The organism is Paracoccus sp. N5, assembly GCF_000371965.1.
Taxonomy (GTDB): Bacteria; Pseudomonadota; Alphaproteobacteria; order Rhodobacterales; family Rhodobacteraceae; genus Paracoccus.
Genome location: NZ_AQUO01000002.1, coordinates 1 through 18,781, shown reverse-complemented (window position 1 = coordinate 18,781; position 18,781 = coordinate 1). Strand labels below are relative to the sequence as shown.

Annotated in this window: 13 protein-coding genes and 1 CRISPR repeat array (1 of these 14 cut by a window edge); of the genes, 1 reads left to right on the top strand and 12 read right to left on the bottom strand. The window is 69.1% G+C overall.

The window, feature by feature from the left end:
- Window positions 1-4,364: direct repeats of the CRISPR family, unit length 29 nt; unit sequence CTGTTCCCCGCACGCGCGGGGATGAACCG; it reaches 789 nt to the left of the window's first position.
- A 425-nt stretch (window positions 4,365-4,789) separates the two neighbouring features.
- Both PARN5_RS24280 and PARN5_RS0114615 read right to left on the bottom strand, forming a co-directional pair.
- Window positions 4,790-5,194 carry a hypothetical protein gene (locus PARN5_RS24280; protein ID WP_157404037.1) on the bottom strand — a complete coding sequence of 135 codons (405 nt, stop codon included), beginning with the start codon at window positions 5,192-5,194 and terminating at the stop codon, window positions 4,790-4,792.
- 146 nt (window positions 5,195-5,340) lie between these two features.
- Window positions 5,341-6,327 (bottom strand): putative zinc-binding metallopeptidase, encoded by a 987-nt coding sequence (locus tag PARN5_RS0114615; protein WP_026155449.1) that lies wholly within the window; start codon window positions 6,325-6,327, stop codon window positions 5,341-5,343.
- Window positions 6,328-6,685: 358 nt separating this feature from the next.
- Between PARN5_RS0114615 and PARN5_RS0114610 the strand changes: the two genes are divergently transcribed.
- The gene (locus PARN5_RS0114610; protein ID WP_018000519.1) at window positions 6,686-7,828 is read left to right on the top strand and encodes a hypothetical protein; all 1,143 of its coding nucleotides are present in this window, start codon (window positions 6,686-6,688) and stop codon (window positions 7,826-7,828) included.
- 63 nt (window positions 7,829-7,891) lie between these two features.
- Here PARN5_RS0114610 and ilvD read toward each other — a convergent pair whose 3' ends face one another.
- The 10 genes from ilvD to PARN5_RS22220 all read right to left on the bottom strand — a co-directional run.
- Window positions 7,892-9,730 (bottom strand): dihydroxy-acid dehydratase, encoded by a 1,839-nt coding sequence (ilvD, locus tag PARN5_RS0114605; RefSeq protein ID WP_018000518.1) that lies wholly within the window; start codon window positions 9,728-9,730, stop codon window positions 7,892-7,894.
- Between the two features lie 125 nt (window positions 9,731-9,855).
- A complete protein-coding gene (locus PARN5_RS0114600; protein ID WP_018000517.1) occupies window positions 9,856-10,497 on the bottom strand; it encodes a CDP-alcohol phosphatidyltransferase family protein in 642 nt (213 codons plus the stop codon).
- Complete coding sequence (locus PARN5_RS0114595) at window positions 10,494-11,432, bottom strand: phosphatidate cytidylyltransferase (RefSeq protein ID WP_018000516.1); 939 nt, start codon at window positions 11,430-11,432, stop codon at window positions 10,494-10,496. Before PARN5_RS0114595 ends, PARN5_RS0114600 begins: the two co-directional genes overlap by 4 nt.
- 3 nt (window positions 11,433-11,435) lie before the next feature.
- Window positions 11,436-12,068 carry a lysophospholipid acyltransferase family protein gene (locus PARN5_RS0114590; protein WP_018000515.1) on the bottom strand — a complete coding sequence of 211 codons (633 nt, stop codon included), beginning with the start codon at window positions 12,066-12,068 and terminating at the stop codon, window positions 11,436-11,438.
- A 110-nt stretch (window positions 12,069-12,178) separates the two neighbouring features.
- Window positions 12,179-13,150 (bottom strand): tripartite tricarboxylate transporter substrate binding protein, encoded by a 972-nt coding sequence (locus PARN5_RS0114585; protein ID WP_018000514.1) that lies wholly within the window; start codon window positions 13,148-13,150, stop codon window positions 12,179-12,181.
- 10 nt (window positions 13,151-13,160) lie between these two features.
- Window positions 13,161-14,669, bottom strand: a complete 1,509-nt coding sequence (locus PARN5_RS0114580; protein ID WP_018000513.1) for a tripartite tricarboxylate transporter permease — start codon at window positions 14,667-14,669, stop codon at window positions 13,161-13,163.
- Between the two features lie 7 nt (window positions 14,670-14,676).
- Window positions 14,677-15,141 (bottom strand): tripartite tricarboxylate transporter TctB family protein, encoded by a 465-nt coding sequence (locus PARN5_RS0114575; protein WP_018000512.1) that lies wholly within the window; start codon window positions 15,139-15,141, stop codon window positions 14,677-14,679.
- A gap of 51 nt (window positions 15,142-15,192) precedes the next feature.
- Window positions 15,193-16,179: a tripartite tricarboxylate transporter substrate-binding protein gene (locus PARN5_RS0114570; protein ID WP_018000511.1), complete on the bottom strand. Its 987-nt coding sequence runs from the start codon at window positions 16,177-16,179 to the stop codon at window positions 15,193-15,195.
- Between the two features lie 176 nt (window positions 16,180-16,355).
- Window positions 16,356-17,702 (bottom strand): sigma-54 dependent transcriptional regulator, encoded by a 1,347-nt coding sequence (locus tag PARN5_RS0114565; RefSeq protein WP_018000510.1) that lies wholly within the window; start codon window positions 17,700-17,702, stop codon window positions 16,356-16,358.
- Window positions 17,699-18,781, bottom strand: a 1,083-nt coding sequence (locus tag PARN5_RS22220; protein ID WP_018000509.1) for an ATP-binding protein, incomplete at its 5' end; no start/stop codon positions are given. The genes PARN5_RS0114565 and PARN5_RS22220, both read right to left, overlap by 4 nt.

Genomic DNA, 18,781 nt, shown 5'->3' with positions numbered 1-18,781 from the left:
TGTACTGTTCCCCGCACGCGCGGGGATGAACCGCGATCCGCGACGACACCGCGCAGGCCATTGACCTGTTCCCCGCACGCGCGGGGATGAACCGTAGTTGTATTTGTAGCGGTGCACACGCCCGTCCTGTTCCCCGCACGCGCGGGGATGAACCGCCGAAGGGGGCCGGGGAAACGTGGCTGCAAAACTGTTCCCCGCACGCGCGGGGATGAACCGCTGTCAGCCAATTTTGACGACCTGCAATCCTACTGTTCCCCGCACGCGCGGGGATGAACCGGTTGCGGCCGTAAACGCGGATGCGCGGGGCGTCTGTTCCCCGCACGCGCGGGGATGAACCGAATTTGGTCAGGATTGCTTGCGTCATGGTATCCTGTTCCCCGCACGCGCGGGGATGAACCGCCAATGGGTCCTGGGCGACTGCTGGGCTGGCACTGTTCCCCGCACGCGCGGGGATGAACCGACGAGATGGAGGTTACCAATAACGCGACGGCACTGTTCCCCGCACGCGCGGGGATGAACCGGCATCTTCCGGCCAGATCTCTACTTCCTTGGGCTGTTCCCCGCACGCGCGGGGATGAACCGTATTATATATTGTGCAGAATTGTGGGCGCATGCTGTTCCCCGCACGCGCGGGGATGAACCGTCCACAGCATCGACGCCGACCACGCCCGGCGCCTGTTCCCCGCACGCGCGGGGATGAACCGGTCGGGCGCACCGAAGGTGTTGGCACAAAGACCTGTTCCCCGCACGCGCGGGGATGAACCGGGACTGCCGCCTGTTCGCTTCAGCGCGACTGCCTGTTCCCCGCACGCGCGGGGATGAACCGCCATTCTCGCGGCTGGCGTCGAACCGATGAGCCTGTTCCCCGCACGCGCGGGGATGAACCGGATGGCATGTTGCCCATGGAGCATTTCGGGGTCTGTTCCCCGCACGCGCGGGGATGAACCGAACGACATGCAGGGCGTTGGCTCGGCTATCACCTGTTCCCCGCACGCGCGGGGATGAACCGGTGCCGCTGACCGAGAACCAGTTCGGAGCGTTCTGTTCCCCGCACGCGCGGGGATGAACCGATCGTTCTCGCGATGCTGGCGGCGATTGGCGTCTGTTCCCCGCACGCGCGGGGATGAACCGTGGTCAAAGGCGGGCTTGGGTATACCGCCAGCCTGTTCCCCGCACGCGCGGGGATGAACCGGGCGGCGCATCTACACCATGCGCGAGGTGGCCCTGTTCCCCGCACGCGCGGGGATGAACCGGCGCGCAGAGGGACGCTGACGCGGGTGGATTGCTGTTCCCCGCACGCGCGGGGATGAACCGGACTGGGCCCCAACCCGCGCCTATGAGGCGCTCTGTTCCCCGCACGCGCGGGGATGAACCGTTTTCCGGTTTTGTCATCGGCGCGGTATGCCTCTGTTCCCCGCACGCGCGGGGATGAACCGGTCGAGGCTTGCTCAGGCGGCTTCCATGCCTGCTGTTCCCCGCACGCGCGGGGATGAACCGGATACTGGCTACCCGCCGCATGGTTCGCCAAGCTGTTCCCCGCACGCGCGGGGATGAACCGCGGGCTGTGAAACTCGGGGAGGCGGCGATCAACTGTTCCCCGCACGCGCGGGGATGAACCGGATGGGCTGAATGCCATGTCTGAGGCTCAGGCCTGTTCCCCGCACGCGCGGGGATGAACCGATTTGACTGGCCTTTGATCGGGTCACTCATCGCTGTTCCCCGCACGCGCGGGGATGAACCGCGCCTCGCGCAGGTCGGCTTTCGTCGGGTTGTCTGTTCCCCGCACGCGCGGGGATGAACCGGGCGGCTTTGGCGTCGGCGGGGGTTAGAGCACCTGTTCCCCGCACGCGCGGGGATGAACCGGTCGGGCCGGCAATGGGCGCCAATGCGTTGGCCTGTTCCCCGCACGCGCGGGGATGAACCGGCCGCGAAGGTGGCGGCGGCGGCTAAAGCGCACTGTTCCCCGCACGCGCGGGGATGAACCGTCCAGGGCGACAGCATGATGCCGGCCTATCAGCTGTTCCCCGCACGCGCGGGGATGAACCGCGGTCGTTCTGTTCGTGGCTGCGCTTCGCCTCCTGTTCCCCGCACGCGCGGGGATGAACCGCGGGCCATGTCCTCGCCAGACGGGCACGTAGACTGTTCCCCGCACGCGCGGGGATGAACCGCGGCCGGCGATACCAGCGGTCCGTTCGTCATCCTGTTCCCCGCACGCGCGGGGATGAACCGGCACAGGGGAGGTAGGTATCGTTCACGATGTCCTGTTCCCCGCACGCGCGGGGATGAACCGTCATATGTTCCGATTTCATTTCTTCGAGAATGCTGTTCCCCGCACGCGCGGGGATGAACCTTCGGACGTGGTGCTGATGTGCCGCGCCAGCCGCTGTTCCCCGCACGCGCGGGGATGAACCGAATTCGGGCTGGACGGCGTCTTCGAGGTCACGCTGTTCCCCGCACGCGCGGGGATGAACCGCAGCTTGCCGCCCTCGACACGAACGTCTTCCCCTGTTCCCCGCACGCGCGGGGATGAACCGGAAAGCCTCGATCTCTTGCAGGAATGTGGGGGCTGTTCCCCGCACGCGCGGGGATGAACCGGGTACGCCATCGGTCAGGTTCGCGGGCCAATCCTGTTCCCCGCACGCGCGGGGATGAACCGGCAGATTTTGCCTCTGGCAAATTTTGCCCAAGCTGTTCCCCGCACGCGCGGGATGAACCGGCCGACGGGATCGTCGGCCCCGCTACCTGGTCCTGTTCCCCGCACGCGCGGGGATGAACCGACCAGCGCCATGTCCCCTATGAGGCGTTGAGGCTGTTCCCCGCACGCGCGGGGATGAACCGCACCCTGGCCGGCAACGAAGAAGCCCTTGGCACTGTTCCCCGCACGCGCGGGGATGAACCGAACACGCAAGATGTCACGGTCCCGGACTGCTCCTGTTCCCCGCACGCGCGGGGATGAACCGCCATGGGCGTCGGCGAGGCAGAGCTGGACGGGCTGTTCCCCGCACGCGCGGGGATGAACCGTGGAAGCTCACGGCGGCGTCGAACTCGTGCTGCTGTTCCCCGCACGCGCGGGGATGAACCGCCCGGCGTGCCAGCGTCGCCAATCTCGCCCAGCTGTTCCCCGCACGCGCGGGGATGAACCGTGCATCCAGGTCGAGGACTGGCCGGTCAGCTACCTGTTCCCCGCACGCGCGGGGATGAACCGGCGTTGCCGACGCCAGCAGCGCCAGCCGCCGCCTGTTCCCCGCACGCGCGGGGATGAACCGGCGCTGGAAAAGGGCCTGTCCAAGACCCATGCCTGTTCCCCGCACGTGCGGGGATGAACCGCCGAGGGCAGGCGCAAGCATGCCGTGGTCTGCCTGTTCCCCGCACGCGCGGGGATGAACCGAACCCCGGGTGCTGCTGGTTGACGCCGAACCGCTGTTCCCCGCACGCGCGGGGATGAACCGGGCGGCGGGGAGGCGGTCGCGGCCGAGAAGGACTGTTCCCCGCACGCGCGGGGATGAACCGCGCGACAGCCGGTCGATCTGAATGTCGATGGCCTGTTCCCCGCACGCGCGGGGATGAACCGACCATCAACGCCGCGAAGGCGAAGGCCACCGACTGTTCCCCGCACGCGCGGGGATGAACCGGGGCGCGCATGGAAGAGCACCCTGCGAAAGTGCTGTTCCCCGCACGCGCGGGGATGAACCGCTGCGAATACCGGTGATCGCATCGGCAAACCGCTGTTCCCCGCACGCGCGGGGATGAACCGATGCCTGCGATCATGGGCGGCGCAGGCGAGCCCTGTTCCCCGCACGCGCGGGGATGAACCGATGGTGGACGACGAGCAGATCTTGATCCCGGTCTGTTCCCCGCACGCGCGGGGATGAACCGCGCTCCATTTCCTGCTTAAACTCTGCTGACCCCTGTTCCCCGCACGCGCGGGGATGAACCGGCGGCACGGCGTTCGATCGCATCGTCTATGCCCTGTTCCCCGCACGCGCGGGGATGAACCGGAGACGGTGTTGCCGAGGTAGCGTTCACCGTCCTGTTCCCCGCACGCGCGGGGATGAACCGATCTGAACGGGTTCAGCGTCCCTGGCGCGCTGCTGTTCCCCGCACGCGCGGGGATGAACCCATCGCGCGTCCTCCATATGCTCGGCCATGTGCCTGTTCCCCGCACGCGCGGGGATGAACCGAGCAGGTGGACGCCGCGATTGCCGCTGCCGAGCTGTTCCCCGCACGCGCGGGGATGAACCTCATTGGATCCTCCTTCCGCCGCTCAGCCGACCCTATTCCCCGCACGCGCGGGGATGAACCGGGGGCGATTGCACTGCAGACCGCGCTGGGCGCCTGTTCCCCGCACGCGCGGGGATGAACCGCTCTGTCGAGCCGACGCCAGCGCAGGGCCGTCCCAATCGAAGATGCTGCCGACCGGGGGCAGTCCAGCGGCAAAGGCTTGGTGCCATGCCATTCGGAGCGGCTGCCCGCAGGCCGAAGCTGGGGTCATGGCTGCGCCCGGCTGGACCCCTATCCCGGTCAGCGGGTCGGGCAGGCTGCAAGTACAGAACAGCTGCGAATCGTAATGGCCGATGCTGCGCGACAGATTGACCTGCGCCGTCCCGCCATCGCCGAAGTCATGTTTGATGCGCAAGCAGCCGGTGGTCATGTCGGACTCCGCGCGTCCAGTCCAGCCCCGTCGCGAAGCCGCGCTGGAAATGTGTCGGCCTCCCGTCCGAGAAGACCAGCGGCCAGTTGGCCCAGGTCGTCCCGGTCCGCGCGTGCTTGCGATATTCGACGCCGGCGATCACTGTGGTGTCCTCGGTAGGTCCGCGTCGATGGTGGCGAGATAAGTCTGGGTCTTGCGATGATAGCGGTCAAAAGGAATCCCGCTCGATTGCATCGGCGATGAACCGGCCCCGGGTCCGGTCGTCCGCCGAAAGCGGTCCTGGGACATGGACCTCACCGCCCAGCCTCGACCAGGAGCCGATGCGGTCGCGATATGGCCGCCGGCTGCCTCGCCGTCGCCCGCTTGCACACCAGCTTGACCGCGGCCGAGGGCCGACACCAGCCCGCCGCGCACCACCTCGGCCGGCCGTAGAGCGCGGTCGACGCCTGGTGCCGGTGGCATAGCCAGCGCCTCGGGAACCGATGCCGGGTTCTGGTCCTGGATCCGTTCGCGGCGGTGCCGCGCGGCGTCCAGCGCCTGCAAGGCCCGGCCCGGCCGCCAGCGGCTGGCGGCATCCTGCGCCTCGCGCGGCGTCGAGGCAGTACCGCGCCGCCTTGGGTCGCGGCCGACAGTGCCGGATTTGTCGGCCCGCCGGAATCCGGCCCAAGCCACCAGATCGCGACCGGCATCTAGCGCCTGCCCTCCGGCGCCATGGTCGCGCCGAAGGACAGCCAGTGCAGCGCGAATTTCAGCTTTTCGCACGTCGTGTCGGTCAGCACGAAGGGATAGACGTCGGGATTGTCCAGCGCCCGGTTGATCTCGTTCACCGCCAGCGCCACGACACCCGCGACCTGCAGCAGGTGGTCGCCGTCGGGATCAGCATAGGCGTCATAGCCAGGCGGCGGGATCGCCGGTCCGGTCAGCCCGGCCGCGACCAGGCTGTCGGTCATGTCGACCAGATGCAGCACATGCGCCGCGGTCTCGGCCCAGTCCTCATGCGGGTGCATGGTGGCATAGGCGGTGATGTGGCGCTCGCCCGGGGGTTGGGGGTGGGCGTAATGCCGCTCCAGCGCGGCGGCGTAATCGGCGCGCTCGTCGCCGAACATGGCGCGGAAGGCAACCAGGAATCCAGGCAGTGCCGCGAGCCGCTGGAACAGGAAATGCGCGATCTCGTGGCGCATATGGCCGATCATCGAGCGGTAGAGCTCGCCCAGCTGCTGCTGGCGCGCCAGGCGCAGCGCCGGGTCGGCCTCGGCCACGTTGATGGTGATGATGCCGTCCGCATGGCCCATGCTGACCGGCACCGAGGCCCCGCCGATGCGTTCCGAAAGCATCGCGAAGACCGGGCGCGGGCCGGGGTCGGCATCGGTGAACCACTCCCAGCGGGCAAGATTCGCCAGCACCCAGCGCAGGGCCGCCGCGCTTTTCGCCCAGAGCGCGCGGTTCTCTGCGACCGACAGGTCCGGAATGGTCGCGACCGCCCGGCAGGAGCGGCAGAGCCCGGCGCCGGCCTCGGCGATCCAGTTGCAGCCGATGTCCTGCGCCTGCGCGCAGGGAATGCCGTTCGGGACGAAACCGCCGGCTTCGGGGTCGAAGGTCAGGGCCGCGCCGCAGGCGCAGATCGTGTTCTGGAAATAGACCTTCTGCCCGCAGTGCGGGCATGTCAGATGCTGCATCGCGCCGGTGCCCTTTCTGATGCCTGCGACGAACGACATCGGCACCGGATGGGTTCCGCAGAGGGGCAGCGGATAATTTCTGACTATTTGCATCGGACATTGCGTGACCGCGGAAATCTGCCTAGACAGGCGGACAAAGCTGGCAGGCGGGCCCCGTGACGCGCATTCAACCTTCGGCTCTCTCCCGCGCCGGGCATCGCCGGCAGCGCGGCCATGCGGGGCGGCTGCTCGCCTGGGCCGCGGGCGCAGGTGCAGCCCGAACCCGGCGCCGCCATTCTGGCGCGGGGCCGTGCGCAGCCCGGCGCGCCGCGAGACGCGCGCTTCCGAGGTTTTCGACGCAAGGAAAGAAGGACACGGAATGAGAAAAACATTTGCCGAACGCGCGACCCTGCCCCTGCTGCTGGCGATGACGCTGGCCGCCCCGGCGCTGGCGCAAGATGCCGCAACACTGGTCCAGCCCGCGGGCTATGCCGATGCGGTGATCCGCCAGGACATCATCCCCGGCGCCTACGAGATCCTGGACGATGCCGACCAGGGCGTGGTCTTCGTCGCGGCGAATCCCAGCTTCGAGGGGCCGAGCGCCGGTCAGGTCTGGCTGCTCGACCGCGACGACCTGTCCGTCAAGCGCCGCATCCAGCTGCCCGACGGCGCCTTCGCCCTGGCGATGGACCGCGACCTGGGCCGGCTTTACGTCGGCAATACCATGAGCGGCAAGCTGAGCATCCTCGATGCGCAAAGCGGCGTGCTGACCGGCTCGGTCCAGCTGGGCCAGAAGGACGGCGAGGGCTATGAGCATACCCGCATGGTCGCGGTCGATGAAAAGACCCACCGCGTCTATGTCACCAGCCCGACCGAGAAGGGCGCGCTGTGGATCGTGGACGGCGAAAAGGCCGCGCTGGTCAAGCGCGTGGACGATTCCGGGCTGTGGTCGGCGGGCCTGGCCCTCGACAGCGACAAGGGCCGGGTCTATGTCGGCGGCGGCGGCATCGACGAGGTCGCTGTCTATGACGCCGCCTCGGGCGATCGGGTCGACGGCTTCTCGACCGGCGATACCAAGGGCACGGCCAAGGACGATTCCAAGCATTTCTTCGTCAACCTGGCGCTGGACGCCAGGGGCGGGCGGCTTTTCGCGGCCGATGCCAACACCGGCCAGATCTATGTCTTCGGCACCGAGGACGGCAAGCTGATCGGCACGGTCCCGACCGGCATGGGCACGCTGGACGTGGTCTATAATGCGGACCGCGACGAGGTCTATGCCACCACCCGCGGCGTCAGCCGGGAAGAGCCGAAAGGCACCGGCAAGCTGGTGGTGATCGACGCCAAGGCCTTGACGGTCAAGCACGAGCTGGCGCTGCCGACGCATCCGAACAGCCTGGAGGTCAGCCAGGACGGCAAGCTGCTGTTCGTGACCGTCAAGGTGCCGCATGGCGACGAGCATCCGGATTTCCGCAAGGACGCGGTGGATTCGGTGCTGCGCGTGGAGCTGTCCAAGCTGGACTGATCCCTACCGGAACGCGGAAGGGGCGCCCGCGCGGCGCCCCTTTTCATGTCCTTGTGGCCGGCCTTATTCCGGCAGCACCCGCACCGCGCCCTTGTCGGCCGAGCTGGCGAATTGCGCATAGACCCGCAGCGCGTCCGAAATCTGGCGCTGGCGTTTCTGCGCCGGTTTCCAGCCCTTGGCATCCTGCTCGGCCCGGCGCGCGGCCAGTTCCTCGTCCGACACGGCCAGGTGGATGGTGCGGTTCGGGATGTCGATCTCGATCCGGTCGCCGTCGCGCACCAGGCCGATGGTGCCGCCGGCCGCCGCCTCGGGCGAGGCATGGCCGATCGACAGGCCCGAGGTGCCGCCCGAGAAGCGGCCGTCGGTGATCAGCGCGCAGGCCTTGCCCAGGCCCTTCGACTTCAGATAGCTGGTCGGATACAGCATCTCCTGCATCCCCGGCCCGCCTTTCGGGCCCTCGTAGCGGATGACCACCACGTCGCCGGCCTGAACCTTGCCGGTCAGGATGCCCGAGACGGCCGCGTCCTGGCTTTCATAGACCTTGGCCGTGCCGGTAAAGACCAGGATCGATTCGTCCACGCCCGCCGTCTTCACGATGCAGCCATCCAGCGCGATATTGCCGCGCAGCACCGCGAGCCCGCCGTCCTTGGAAAACGGCGTCCTGGCCGAGCGGATCACGCCCTTTTCCCGGTCGGTGTCCAGGTCCGGCCACAGCGAGGACTGGCTGAACGCGGTCTGCGTCGGCACGCCGCCCGGCGCGGCCAGGAACAGTTCGCGCGCGGCCGGGTCGTTCGATTTCGCGATGTCCCACTGGTCGATGGCGGCGCCGATGGTGAGGGCGTGGACCGTGGTGCAGTTGCGGTCGATCAGCCCGGCGCGGTCCAGCTCGCCCAGGATCGCCATGATGCCGCCGGCGCGGTGGACGTCCTCCATATGCACGTCGGCCTTGTTCGGCGCGACCTTGCAGAGGCAGGGCACGCGGCGCGACAGCCGGTCGATGTCGTCCATGGTGAAATCGACGCCGCCTTCCTGCGCCACCGCCAAGAGGTGCAGCACGGTGTTGGTCGAGCCGCCCATGGCGATGTCCAGCGCCATGGCGTTCTCATAGGCCGGTTTCTGCGCGATATTGCGCGGCAGCACCGAATCGTCGTCCTGTTCGTAATAGCGTTTCGCGATCTCGACCGCGCGGCGCCCGGCTTCCAGGAACAGCCCCTTGCGGAAGGCGTGGGTGGCGAGCGTCGAGCCGTTGCCGGGCAGCGACAGACCCAGCGCCTCGGTCAGGCAGTTCATCGAATTCGCGGTGAACATGCCCGAGCACGAGCCGCAGGTCGGGCAGGCGGCTTCCTCGATGGCGGCGAGATCGGCGTCCGAAACGGTGTCGTCGGCCGCCGCGACCATGGCGTCCACCAGATCCAGCGCGACCTTGCGCCCGTCGCCCAGCGTGACCTTGCCCGCCTCCATCGGCCCGCCCGAGACGAAGACCGCCGGGATGTTCAGCCGCATCGCCGCCAGCAGCATGCCGGGGGTGATCTTGTCGCAATTGCTGATGCAGACCATGGCGTCGGCGCAATGCGCGTTGACCATGTATTCCACCGAATCCGCGATCAGCTCGCGCGAGGGCAGGGAATACAGCATCCCGTCATGGCCCATGGCGATGCCGTCGTCGACGGCGATGGTGTTGAATTCCTTGGCGATGCCGCCGGCGGCCTCGACCTCGCGCGCGACCATCTGCCCCAGGTCCTTCAGGTGGACGTGGCCGGGGACGAACTGGGTGAAGCTGTTCACGATGGCGATGATGGGCTTGCCGAAATCGCTGTTCTTGACCCCGGTGGCGCGCCAGAGGCCGCGGGCCCCTGCCATGTTGCGGCCATGGGTGGTGGTGCGGGAACGATATGCGGGCATGGCTTCGGTTCTCTGGTCTGGTTGTCCGGGCTGTGGCGCCTGTAGCACGGCAGGCCGGCCGAGTTCAGCCCCCCTGACGCGATTCTTTGACAAATCTGGTGCCGGCCTGCCCGCGCGGCAAGGGCCTAGCCGCGCATCCGGCGCAGGATGCGCAGGCTGCGGCGGATCACGGTCGCCGCCGTCAGCGCCAGAACCAGCCACAGCGCCCAGGGCAGGATCGGCCAGCCCCAGCCCGCGATCAGGCCCGCGACCTGCGCCAGCGCGCCCAGCGTGACCACCGCCATGCGATGCGACTTGGCCCCCGGCCCGCGGAAATCCGAGCCGAAGCCCGCCGCGCGGCCGAATTCGCGCAGGTAAGCGGTCAGGATCGCCAGCGCGCCCGCCAGCAGGCCCAGTTCGAGCCGCCCCGAGGCCATGCCGAAGCCCGCGAGGATCAGCAGGTCGGACAGCCGGTCCGGCACCTCGTTCCAGAAGGCGCCGTCGGGGCTGGCCATGCCGCCCTCGACCGCGACCAGCCCGTCGAAAAGGTTGCAAAGCAGCCGCAGCTGGGTAAGCGCCGCGCCCAGCAGCAGAAGCAGCCCGATCCCCCACAGCGGCGTCACCGCCCCCGCCGTGGCGAAGGCGCCGCCCGCCAGCGCCGCCGCCACCACCGAACCGGCCGAGATGCGGTTCGGCGCCACGCCCCGGGCGACCAGCCGCCGCGTCACATAGGCGGCCCATTTCGTGTTGCGGCTGGCGATCGGCCGCCGGCTGAAATCCTCGGTCATAACCACCCCCATGCCAGGATATGCAGGAAGACCGGGGCCGAGAACACCAGGCTGTCCAGCCGGTCCAGGATGCCGCCATGGCCCTGCACCAGCGTGCCCCAGTCCTTGACGCCGCGGTCGCGCTTGATGGCGGACATGATCAGCCCGCCCAGAAAGCCGAATGTGGTCACGGTCAGCGCGACCAGCCCGGCCTGCCACCAGCCGAAGGGCGTGAAGGGCGCCAGCGCCACCCCCAGCGCGCTGGCGCTGAGCACGCCGCCGACCAGCCCCTCGACCGTCTTCGAGGGCGAGACGCGCGGCGCCAGCAGGTGCCGCCCCAGCGCCTTGCCCCAGACATATTGCAGCACGTCCGAGGCCTGCACGACCAGGATCAGCCAGGCGACCAGCGTGAAGGCGCTGTAACGATAGCCGGGAATGTCCAGCGTCAGGATCGCCGGGATATGCGAGACGCAATAGACGCAGACCATCAGCGCCCATTGCGTTTCGGAAACGCGGGTCAGGAAGCCCTGCACCTCGCCCTTCAGCACGGTGACGACGGGCAGCAGCAGGAAGCAATAGACCGGGATCAGCAGCGCGGCAAAGACCGGCACCTCGAAATAGACCAACAGGTATTGCAGCGGCAGGACGGCATAGAAGGCGATGGCGAGCCCGTCGTGGTCGTCGCGCCGCGTATGGGTGATGGTGGCGAATTCGCGCAAGCCGGCCATGGAGCAGAGCGCGAAGAACAGCGTGATCGCCCCGGCGCCCAGGGTGAAGATCAGCGCCAGCACGCAGATCATCACCCACCAGGCGCGGATGCGGTCGGCAAGGTTGCCGGCCATCTCGCCCTTGACCCGCCCGGAACGGATCAGCCAGCGCGCAACGACCGAGGCCAGCAGCAGAAAGGCGAAAAGCCCGTAGAAGAAGAAGGCCGAGGGGGAATGGAAACGCTCCATGGTTCAGCCTTTCGCCTGGCCCAGCGCCAGCATGGCGGCGCCAAGGCGGGACAGGAATTCGTCGCGGCTTTCGCCGGTCTTGGGGCGCATCGGGGGCCCGAAGCGCACGGCGCAGTTCAGCGGCACCGGCAGCAAGGCGCCTTTCGGCAGGATGCGGTCCAGGTTCAGGATCCAGGCCGGCACGATCTCGGCCTGCGGCACGGCGCGGGCCAAGTGGAAGATGCCGGATTTCAGCGGCAACAGCCGGGCATCGGTCAGGTTGCGCGTGCCCTCGGGAAAGAAGATCACGTCCTCGCCGCCTTGCAGCACCGCGGCCACGGTGGCGATGGGGTCGCCGCGGCGGCTGGCGGGGTCGCGGTCGATCAGCACGGCGCGGAACACCCGGTTCGCGATCCAGGCCCGCAGGTCCGAGCGTTCCCAGTAATCCGCCCCGGCGACCGGGCGGGTCCGGGCGCGGGCGGCGGGCGGCAGCACCGACCACAGCGCCACGAAATCGGCGTGGCTGACGTGGTTCGCGACCAGGATGCGCGGCGCGCCCGAGGGCGGCGGCAGGTCCACGGCCCGCAGGCTCAGCAGGGCGCGGGCGGTCCCGACCAGCCCCGCACGGGTCAACCGCACCGCCGCCGTCGCCGTCATGCCCTTCCCCCCATCGCCTTGGTTCTGCGGCCTTTCCTGCCACGAAACCATGCGGGAATGAAAGGGGCCGGGTCGCGCGGACCCGGCCCCCTGAAGCGCTTGCCGCTGCGTCAGTCCAGGCTGACGTTCGCGTCGCGCACCACGGGCTCCCATTTCGCCATCTCGGCCTTGACGTGTTCGGCCAGCGCCTCGGGGGTCGAGGCGACGATGCTGGCCGAGAACTCCTTCATCCGCTCGGCCACGGCCGGGTCGGCCATGGCCGTGAGCGCCGCCTTGTTCAGCGCCGCGACCACCTCGGGCGGGGTGCCGGCCGGGGCGAAGAGTGCGTTCCAGGTATAGGTCTCGTATCCCGGCAGGGTCTCGGCGATGGCCGGCACGTCGGGGAAGCTCGGGGCGCGCTCCGCCGTCGTCACCCCCAGCGCCCTGAGCTTGCCGCTGGCGATATGGCCGGATGCCGAGGGCAGGTTGTCGAAGATGATCGGCACCTGGTTGCCCAGCACGTCGGTCAGCGCCGGACCCGAGCCCTTGTAGGGGATATGGGTGATGTCGACGCCCGCCATGGACTTGAAGAGCTCGCCCGACAGGTGCAGCGGCGTGCCGTTCCCGGACGAGGCATAGGCCAGCGTGCCGGGCTCTTTCTTGGCCAGGTCGATCAGTTCCTGCACGGTATTGACCGGCAGTTCGGGGTTCACCGCCAGCACGTTCGGCACCAGAACCAGCAGCGAGATCGGGGCGAAATCCGCCACCGGGTCATAGGGTTTCTGCTTCAGGATCAGCGGGTTCAGCGCATGGGTCGCGACGGTGGCCATCAGGATCGTGTAGCCGTCGGGATCGGCCTTGGCGACCTGGGCCGCGCCCAGGCTGCCGCCGGCGCCGCCGACGTTCTGCACGATCACCTGCTGGCCCAGGGCGGCGCCCATCTTGTCGGCGACGATGCGCCCGACCACGTCGGTCGAGCCGCCGGCGGCAAAGGGGATCACCAGGGTGATCTGGCGGTCGGGGAATTCGGCGCGGGCGGCGCCGGCCAGCCCCAGCGCCATGGCGGCGCCAAGAAGCAGGCGGCGGGTGATGGATGCGGTCATGCGTTTCCTCCTATGCATCGCTTTCGGTAAAGACCTCGTCCCGGCGCCGGCGGATCTGCGGCATGAAGACCAGCACCAGCACGGCCGCCGCCATCAACAGCAGCACCAGGCTGATCGGCCGGGTCACGAAGGTCGAGGGATCGCCGCGCGACAGGATCATGGCGCGGCGCAGGTTTTCCTCCAGCAGCGGGCCCAGCACGAAGCCCAGCAGCAGGGGCGCCGGCTCGCAGCGCAGCTTGGACATGACGTAGCCCAGAAGCCCGAAGAAGGCGACCGCGAACAGGTCATAGGTGTTCGTCGCCACCGAATAGACCCCGATCGAGCACATCGCCATGATGATCGGGAACAGCACGTAATAGGGCACGGTCAGCAGCTTCACCCACAGCCCGATCAGCGGCAGGTTCAGCACCACCAGCATCAGGTTGCCGATCCACATGCTGGCGATGATGCCCCAGAAGAGCTGCGGCTGTTCGCTGACCACGTTCGGCCCCGGCACGATGCCCTGGATGATCATCGCGCCGATCATCAGCGCCATCACCGGGTTCGCGGGGATGCCCAGGGTCAGCAGCGGGATGAACGAGGTCTGCGCGCCCGCGTTGTTGGCGCTTTCCGGCCCGGCGACGCCCGCCAGCGCGCCCTTGCCGAATTCCTCGGGGTGTTTCGAGAGCTTCTTTTCCACCGTGTAGCTGGCGAAGCTGGCCAGGATCGCGCCGCCGCCGGGCAGGATGCCCAGCACCGAGCCGACGCCGGTGCCGCGCAGCACCGGGCCGATCATCTGCTTCAGCTCCGCGCCGGTCGGGAACAGGCGGTTGATGTTTTTCGTCATCACCTCGCGGTCGTGCTCGTCCTCGAGGTTGCGCAGGATCTCGGCGATGCCGAAGACGCCCACGGCGAGCGCGACGAAGTTCAGCCCGTCGGCATATTGCGTGATGCCCAGGGTAAAGCGCGGCGTGCCGGTATAGATGTCGGTGCCGACCATGCCCAGCAGCAGGCCCAGCACCACCATGGCCAGCGCCTTCAAGACCGAGCCATGCGCCAGCGCCACCGACATGACCAGGCCCAGCACCATCAGGCTGAAATACTCGGCCGCGCCGAATTTCAGCGCGATCTCGGTCAGCGGCGGGGCAAAGATCGCGACCAGGAAGGTCGAGACCGTGCCGGCGAAGAACGACCCCAGCGCGGCCACCGACAGCGCCGTGCCCGCCCGGCCCTTGCGCGCCATCTGGTAGCCGTCGATGGCGGTCACGGCCGAGGAGCTTTCGCCCGGCATGTTGATCAGGATCGCCGTGGTCGAGCCGCCGTATTGCGCGCCGTAATAGATGCCGGCCAGCATGATCAGCGCGCTGACCGGTTCCAGCTGGAAGGTGATCGGCAGCAGCATGGCGATGGTCGCGGTGGCGCCGATGCCGGGCAGCACGCCGATCAGCGTGCCCAGGATGACGCCGATCAGGCAGAAGGCCAGGTTCGCCAGCGACGAGGCGACCGAAAAGCCCATGGCGAGGTTGGAAAGCAGGTCCATCTTGTCCTCACACGCCCGGAAGCCAGGGACCGAAGCGCCGGAACGGCAGCCCGAGGCCATAGCTGAAGATCAGCGTCGACAGGATGGTGACCGCGACCGCCAAGGCCAGCGCCGGCAGCGGCCGCATCCGGCGCGAGGCCTGGGCAGCGATCAGCGTGGTCACGAACAGCGCCGGCACGAAGCCCAGGCCGCGCACCGTCAGGCCGAAGAACACCGGCGCCGGCAGGATGAAGGCCAGCCCGCGCCAGGCGATCGCGCCGAAGGGCTCGCCCTCGCGGCCCAGCGATTTCAGCGCCACCAGCGCGCCCAGCAGGAACAGGAGCCCCGACAGCACCATGGGGAAATAGCCCGGCCCCATGCGCAGCGAGGTGCCGACCTCCAGCTCCAGCGTCTGCCAGCCGAAGAAGGCAGCCGCCGCCATCAGCAGCAGGCCGGCGGCGAGATCGGTCTTGTCCTTGGGTTTCGTTGTCATGCGTTCGCCCTTTCAGGGGCCCCGCCCTTGGGCAGGCGGGGCCGGATGGGATCAGTCGGCATAGACGCCGGCGGATTCGATCACCGGCTTCCAGCGCGCGATCTCGGATTCCAGCTTGGCCTTCAGCGCGGCGGGGGTGGCGTTCTCGGCCGGCTCGGGCGCGGTGCCGAGATCCGCCATGGCCTTGACCACGCCCTCGTCGGCCAGCGCCTTTTGCAGCGATTGCGACAGGCGCTCGTTGATCTCGGGCGCGGTGCCCTTGGGGGTATAGATGCCGTGCCAGATGCCCACCTGCAGCGCCGGCAGCCCGGCTTCGGTGGCGGTCGGCAGGTCGGGGAACAGCGGCAGGCGCTCGGCCGTGGTGGTGGCATAGGCCTTGATCGTGCCGCCCTTGATCTGCTGGGTGGTGTTGGTGGTCTGGTCGCACATGATGTCGGTCTGCCCGCCCAGAAGGTCGGTCATCGCCGGGCCGGTGCCCTTGTAGGGCACGGTGACCAGCGGCGCCTCGAGCGCCTGCATCAGCAGCATGCCGCACAGGTGGCTGGCCGAGCCGATGCCGGCATTGGCCAGGGTCAGCTTGTCGGCATTGGCCTTGACGTATTCGGTGAAGCCCGCGAAATCCGCCGGCTCGAAATCCTTGCGGGCGACGACGACCATCGGCACCTCGGTCACCAGGCCGACATAGTCGAAGGCGTTCAGCGGGTCATAGGCCAGCTTGCGATAGAGCGTCGCCGAGGTCGCCATGCCGATATGGTGCAGAAGCACGGTATAGCCGTCCGGCTCGGCCTTGGCGACATTGCCCGCCCCCAGCGTGCCGCCGGCGCCGCCGACGTTTTCCACCACGATCTGCTGGCCCAGGTCCGAGGACATCTTTTCCGCCACCAGCCGCGCCACGGTATCGGTCGGCCCGCCGGCCGAAAAGGGCACGACCATGGTGATCTGCCGCGTCGGATAATCCTGCGCCCAGGCGCCCGAGCCGAACGTCCCGCCGAACGCCACCACGGCCGCCAGCGCGGCGGCCAGTTTCGGATATGCCATCCGTCATTCCTCCCTGTAGGGCCGCGCCTCCCCGCGGCCGATGCGGTCAGGTTGCGCGCGGCCCGGGCGGTGCGCCAAACGCTAATCCGCCTTCCGGGTGGAAATCGCCGCGCCGGGGCCGGGAAATGGGTGGGAAAGGGGACATCGCCGCCATCGCATGGGTGGAAATCCACCCATCAGCCGTCATCCTCGGCGGCGTCGAGGATCAGCCGGCGGTCGAGGCCGTATTTCTGCATCTTCTCGTAAAGCGTCTTGCGGGAAATCCCCAGGCCCTCATAGACCGCGCGCAGGCGGCCGCCATGGGCGGCGATGGCGCTGGCGATCAGGCTGCGCTCGTATTCGGCGACGCGCTCGGCCAGCCGGGTCGCGCCCTGTTCCGGCTCGGGCCGGCCCGGTTCCAGCCCCAGGACGAAGCGCTCGGCCAGGTTGCGCAATTCGCGGACATTGCCCGGCCAGTCGCGGGCGGCGAGGTCGGACAGCAAGGCCGGCGACAGGGCGCGCTCGGGCAGGTTGTGGCGGGCGGCGGATTCGCGGACCAGTTGCAGGAACAGCAGCGCCACGTCCTCGCGCCGGGCGGCGAGCGGCGGCACATGCAGCACCGCGACGTTCAGCCGCCAGTACAGGTCCTCGCGGAAGGCGCCGCGCGCCACCAGATCGGCCAGGTCGGTTTTCGACGTGGCGATGAAACGCACGTCCAAGGGCAGCGCGTCGTTCGAGCCCAGCCGGGTGATGACCCGCTCCTGCAGGACGCGCAGCAGTTTCGCCTGCAATTCCAAGGGCATCGAGCCGATCTCGTCCAGCAGCACCGTGCCGCCGCGTGCGTGTTCGAACTTGCCATAGCGCGGGCGCAGCGCGCCGGGAAAGGCGCCGGCCTCGTGGCCGAACAGCTCGGATTCGATCAGCGCCTCGGGCAGGGCGGCGCACATGATGGCGATGAAGGGCCGACCGGCGCGGGGCGAGATGTCGTGCAGCGCATGGGCCACGACCTCCTTGCCGCTGCCGGTCGGGCCGATGATCAGCGCATCCGCGTCCGAGGCGCCGATGGCGCGCAGGCGATAGCGCAGGTCGACCATGGCCTGGCTGCGGCCGGGCAGGCGGGCCTCGATATCGTCGCGCTTGCCGGCGACGGCGCGCAGGCGGCGGTTTTCCAGCACCAGCGCGCGATGCTCGGCGGCGCGGCGGATCACCGTCGCCAGCTCCTGCACCACGAAGGGCTTCTCGATGAAGTCATAGGCGCCGCCGCGGATCGCCTCGACCGCCAGCGGCACCTCGGCATGGCCGGTGACCAGGATCACCGGGATCTCGGCGTCGATCTCGTGCAGCCGGCCCAAGAGGGTCATGCCGTCCATGCCGGGCATGCGGATGTCGCTGACCACGGCGCCGGCAAAGCCGGGGCCGGCCAGCGCCAGCGCCTCCTCGCCCGAGGCCAGCGCCTCGACCGCGAAGCCCGCCAGCTCCAGCGCCTGCGCGGTCGAGCCGCGCATCTGCGCATCGTCGTCGATCAGCAGGACGCGCGCGCTCATGCGGCGGCCTCCTGCGTGGCGGCGGGCAGGGTAACGCGGAACTCGGCCCCGGGGCGGGCGTCGCGGACGCCGATCTCGCCGCCGAGGTCGCGCAGGATATTGGCGGTGATCGACAGGCCCAGGCCCAGCCCGGCGCCGATGCCCTTGGTGGTGAAGAACGGGTCGAAGATGCGCGGCGCGATGGTTTCGGGCACGCCCGGGCCGCGGTCGCGGACGCTGATCCAGACGCGACCGCCCTCGGCCCGGGCCGAAAGCGTGATGCGGCGGTCCTCGGCCTCCAGCGCGGCATCGGCGGCGTTCGAGATCAGGTTGACCAGCACCTGCTGCAACCGCGTCGCCCCGGCGCGCAGCGGCGGCAGGTCCGCGGGCAGGTCCAGTTCCAGCGTGGCGCCGCTGCTGGCCAGGCGGCCGGCGACGATGGTCTGCGTCTCGGGCAGCAGCGCGGCCAGCGTCACCGCGCCGGGGTTGGCATCGGGCTGGCGCGCGGCCTGGCGCAGGTGCTTGCCGATGGCGGCCATGCGATCGACCAGCGCCAGGATCTCGGCGATATTCTCGCGCGCACGGTCATAGTCGCCGCGCTCGATCAGGATGCCGGCGCTGTCGGCATAGTTGCGCGCCGCCGCCAGGGGCTGATTGATCTCGTGCGACAACGAGGCCGACATCTGCCCCAAGGCCGCGAGCTTGCCGACCTGCACCAGGCTCACCTGGGCGGCGCGCAGCTCGGCCTCGGTGGCGCGGCGCTCGGCGATTTCCTGGCCCAGCTGCTCGTTCACCCGCGCCAGGTCGGCGGTGCGGGCGATCACCCGCCGCTCCAGCTCCTCGGTCGCGGCCAGCCGCTCGCGCAGGCGGGCGCGGCGCTGGCGCAGCATCAGCGCGCCGAAACCCGCGGCCGACAAGAGCAGCACCAGGCTTGCCACCGTCAGCCGCGCCTCGGCCTGCAACTCGGCGCTGTCCAGCAGCACATGCACGGTCCAGCCCGCCTCGGGCATCGGCTCGGCCGCGGCGATATAGTCGCGCCGGGGCGAGGCGGGGTCGCCGGGGCGGTCGGGCAGGCGCAAAAGCGCGGTGCCGCCGCGCGC

Excerpts from the sequence above, each read along its gene's own strand:
- PARN5_RS0114615 (WP_026155449.1), bottom strand. The coding sequence starts at position 6,327 with ATGCAGCATCTGACATGCCCGCACTGCGGGCAGAAGGTCTATTTCCAG.
- PARN5_RS0114610 (WP_018000519.1), top strand. The coding sequence starts at position 6,686 with ATGAGAAAAACATTTGCCGAACGCGCGACCCTGCCCCTGCTGCTGGCG.
- ilvD (WP_018000518.1), bottom strand. The coding sequence starts at position 9,730 with ATGCCCGCATATCGTTCCCGCACCACCACCCATGGCCGCAACATGGCA.
- PARN5_RS0114600 (WP_018000517.1), bottom strand. The coding sequence starts at position 10,497 with ATGACCGAGGATTTCAGCCGGCGGCCGATCGCCAGCCGCAACACGAAA.
- PARN5_RS0114595 (WP_018000516.1), bottom strand. The coding sequence starts at position 11,432 with ATGGAGCGTTTCCATTCCCCCTCGGCCTTCTTCTTCTACGGGCTTTTC.
- PARN5_RS0114590 (WP_018000515.1), bottom strand. The coding sequence starts at position 12,068 with ATGACGGCGACGGCGGCGGTGCGGTTGACCCGTGCGGGGCTGGTCGGG.
- PARN5_RS0114585 (WP_018000514.1), bottom strand. The coding sequence starts at position 13,150 with ATGACCGCATCCATCACCCGCCGCCTGCTTCTTGGCGCCGCCATGGCG.
- PARN5_RS0114580 (WP_018000513.1), bottom strand. The coding sequence starts at position 14,669 with ATGGACCTGCTTTCCAACCTCGCCATGGGCTTTTCGGTCGCCTCGTCG.
- PARN5_RS0114575 (WP_018000512.1), bottom strand. The coding sequence starts at position 15,141 with ATGACAACGAAACCCAAGGACAAGACCGATCTCGCCGCCGGCCTGCTG.
- PARN5_RS0114570 (WP_018000511.1), bottom strand. The coding sequence starts at position 16,179 with ATGGCATATCCGAAACTGGCCGCCGCGCTGGCGGCCGTGGTGGCGTTC.
- PARN5_RS0114565 (WP_018000510.1), bottom strand. The coding sequence starts at position 17,702 with ATGAGCGCGCGCGTCCTGCTGATCGACGACGATGCGCAGATGCGCGGC.